The organism is Amycolatopsis sp. SID8362, from assembly GCF_010550475.1.
Classification (GTDB): domain Bacteria; phylum Actinomycetota; class Actinomycetes; order Mycobacteriales; family Pseudonocardiaceae; genus Amycolatopsis; species Amycolatopsis eburnea.
The window spans coordinates 1-3,306 of record NZ_JAAGNB010000428.1 but is presented as its reverse complement, the minus strand read 5'-3'; the positions used below and the strand labels follow the sequence as shown (position 1 = coordinate 3,306).

Sequence of the window (3,306 nt, the reverse complement as noted above, 5' to 3'; positions counted from 1 at the left end):
TGGCCAGCGCGCCGAAGCCGCCGCGGTTCATCCGGCGCTTGTCGACGTCGGTGAGCTCGCCGAGCAGGCCGCTCGACTGCTCCCACAGGCCCCAGGCCAGCGACGTCGCGGGCAGGCCGCGGGCGTGCCGGTGGCGGGCCAGCGCGTCCAGCACGGCGTTGGCGGCGGCGTAGTTGGCCTGGCCGGCGTTGCCGAGCGTGCTCGCCGCGGAGGAGAACAGCACGAACGCGGCCAGGTCGAGGTGCTCGGTCAGCTCGTGCAGGTGCCGGGCGGCGTCGGCCTTGGGCCGCAGCACGGTCGCGAACCGCTCCGGGGTCAGCGAGGCGACGACGCCGTCGTCGAGGACGCCGGCGGTGTGCACGACGGCGGTCAGCGGGTGCTCGGCGGGGATCCCGGCCAGGAGCGCTTCGAGAGCTTCGCGATCAGCTGCGTCGCACGCCACGACGGTCGCGGCCGCGCCAAGGCCGTCCAATTCGGACACGAGGTCGGCGATACCCGGCGTGTCCGGTCCGCGACGGCCCGCGAGCACGAGGTGCCGGACGCCCTTTCCGGCGAGGTGCCGGGCGAGGAGGCCGCCGAGGGTGCCGGTGCCGCCGGTGATGAGCACGGTGCCGTCGGGGTGCCACGCCCGCGGGGTCTCCTCACTCGCCGGGACGCGGGCCAGGCGGGGTGCGAGGGTTTCGCCGTCCCGCAGCAGCACCTGCGGTTCCCCGCCCGCGAGCGCGGCGAGGATGGCGCGGCCGTCGAGGTCGCCGTCGAGGTCCAGGAGCGTGAAGCGGTCCGGGTTCTCGGCCTGTGCGGTGCGCACGAGACCCCACGCGGCCGCCAGGGCGACGTCCTGGTCGGCGCCCCGGGTCACGAACACCAGGCGTCCGGTGGTCCAGTCCTGCACGGTCTGGAGCACCTCGGTGGTGACCTGGTGGACGTCGTCGCCGGTGATCGGCCGGAAGGTGTAGTCCGCCGGTTCGTCGCCGGTCTTGACGACCGCCCCGGCGCTGCGCAGCGCCGCCGCCAGTGCTGGGTCGCCGAGGACCGCGCAGGTGGCCGCGGGCACCGGCCCCGTGGTGGCGGGCGCCAGGTCGAGGCGGAACAGGGACCGGTGGTACTCGGCCCGCGCTTCGATGCCCGCCGCGGAGATCGCCCGCAGCAGCAGGGATTCCGCCGAGGCGACCGGGCGGCCGTGGGCGTCGGCGACGGTCAGGCTGATCGTGTCCGGCCCGGCAGGCGCCAGCCGGACCCGCAGGCTCGCCGCCCCGGACGTCCGCAGCGTGACGCCGTTCCACGAGAACGGCAGGTGCCCCTGTCCCTTCGCGGTGACGAAGTCGCCGAGCCCGACGGCGTGCAGCGCGGCGTCGAGCACCGCCGGGTGCAGGCCGAACCGCCCGGCGGCGTCCTGCTGGTCGTCCGGCAGCACGACTTCGGCGTAGACGGCGCCGTCGAGCGACCAGGCCGCCCGCAGGCCCTGGAACGCGGGCCCGTAGCCGAAACCGTTGTCCTGCAAGCCGTCGTAGAGCCCGGTGACGTCGATTTCCGTGGCGCCTTCGGGCGGCCACGTCGTGAGGCTGCCCGGTGCCGGGGCATCGGGCGCGAGGGTGCCGGTGGCGTGCGAGCGCCACGCCTGGTCGTCGTCGCCGGTGGCCGAGTGCACGGTGATCGGCCGCCGGCCGGCGTCGTCCGCCGCGCCGACGGCGACCTGGACCCGGACGGCGCCCTTCGGCGGCAGGACCAGCGGAGCAGCCAGGGTGAGTTCTTCGATGGCCGCGCAGCCCACCTCGTCGGCGGCACGCAACGCGAGTTCGACGAACGCGGTGCCGGGCAGCAAGACGGTGCCCTGCACGGCGTGGTCGGCCAGCCACGGGTGCGTCTTGACCGACAGCGACCCGGTGAGCAGGCACCCGCCGGTGCCGGGCAGGTCGACGGCCGCGCCGAGCAACGGGTGGTCCGCGGCGGCCAGCCCGGCGGCGGCGACGTCGCCCGCGTTCCAGGACGGCTCGACCCAGAACCGGTCACGCCGGAACGCCTGGGTCGGCAGGTCGGCCTTGCGGCCACCGGGAAGTACGCGCGTCCAGTCCGGGGTCACGCCACGGACGTGGAGCCGCGCGAGAGCGGTCATCGCGGTCCGGACCTCGTCGTGGTCCTTGCGCAGTACGGGAATCGCACCGTCGACCATGGCGCTCAGGACGGCGTCCGGTCCGATCTCGACGAACGTCCGCGCATCCGTCGCCGCGACCGCGTCGGCGAACCGCACACACTCCCGGACCTGACGCACCCAATAGTCCGGTCCCCCTTCCACAGTGGACACCCACGGAATCACCGGCTCAGCCACGGTCAGCCCGTCAATCGCCGCCGCGAACTCCGCGAGCATCGGGTCCATCAACGCCGAGTGGAACGCGTGACTCGTGTTGAGACGCTTGGTCTTCGCAAACTTCGCCGCATACTCGGTCACTGCCGCTTCCTCACCGGAGAGCACCACAGCGTCCGGTCCATTCACCGCAGCCAGAGACACACCCTCGGGAAGCTCGATGTCCTCTTCGGACGCCTGGACCGCAATCATCACGCCACCCTCGGGCAGCGCCTGCATCAACCGGCCCCGCGCCGCAACCAACGTCGCCGCGTCCTCAAGGCTCAACACCCCGGCCACATGGGCGGCAGCGATCTCCCCCACCGAATGCCCCACAACGACGTCCGGCCGGATGCCCCACGACTCCAGGAGCCGGAACAACGCCACTTCCACCGCGAAGATGCCCTGCTGAGCGAGATCGGTGTCCGGCGCTCCCGACAGCTCCTTCACCCGCGGGTCCAAGTACGCACAAGCGGCATCGAACGCCGCCGCGTACACCGGGAACGTCTCGTACAGCTCCCGGCCCATGCCAGTCCGCTGCGAACCCTGTCCGGTGAACAGGAAAGCGACACCCCCGCTGACCGGCGTCCCCTGCACGACGGACCGGTGCGCCCGTCCCTCCGCGAGCGCCCCCAGCCCGTCGAGGAGTTCCGCGCGATCGGCGGCCACGACGGCGGCCCGGTGCTCCAGCGCCGCCCGCCCGGTCGCCAACGTCCAAGCGGCATCGGCGAACGGGAACTCGCTCCCCCGCAGCTTCGCCGCCTGCGCCCGCAGGCCTTCGGCGTCCCGTCCGGACACCACGAACGGCAGCACCGGCCGGGCTTCCGCGTCCCGCGGCTCGACAGCCGGGGGCTCCTCCAGGATCACGTGCGCGTTCGTCCCGCTCACCCCGAACGACGACACCCCCGCCCGCCGGACCCGGTCGGAAACGGGCCACGGCCGGGCTTCGGTGAGCAGCTCGACCG

The 3,306-nt window shown here is 73.7% G+C and carries 1 protein-coding gene; it reads right to left on the bottom strand.

The window, feature by feature from the left end:
• Positions 1–3,306, bottom strand: a 3,306-nt coding sequence (locus G3I65_RS13525; RefSeq protein ID WP_160696412.1) for a type I polyketide synthase, incomplete at both ends; no start/stop codon positions are given.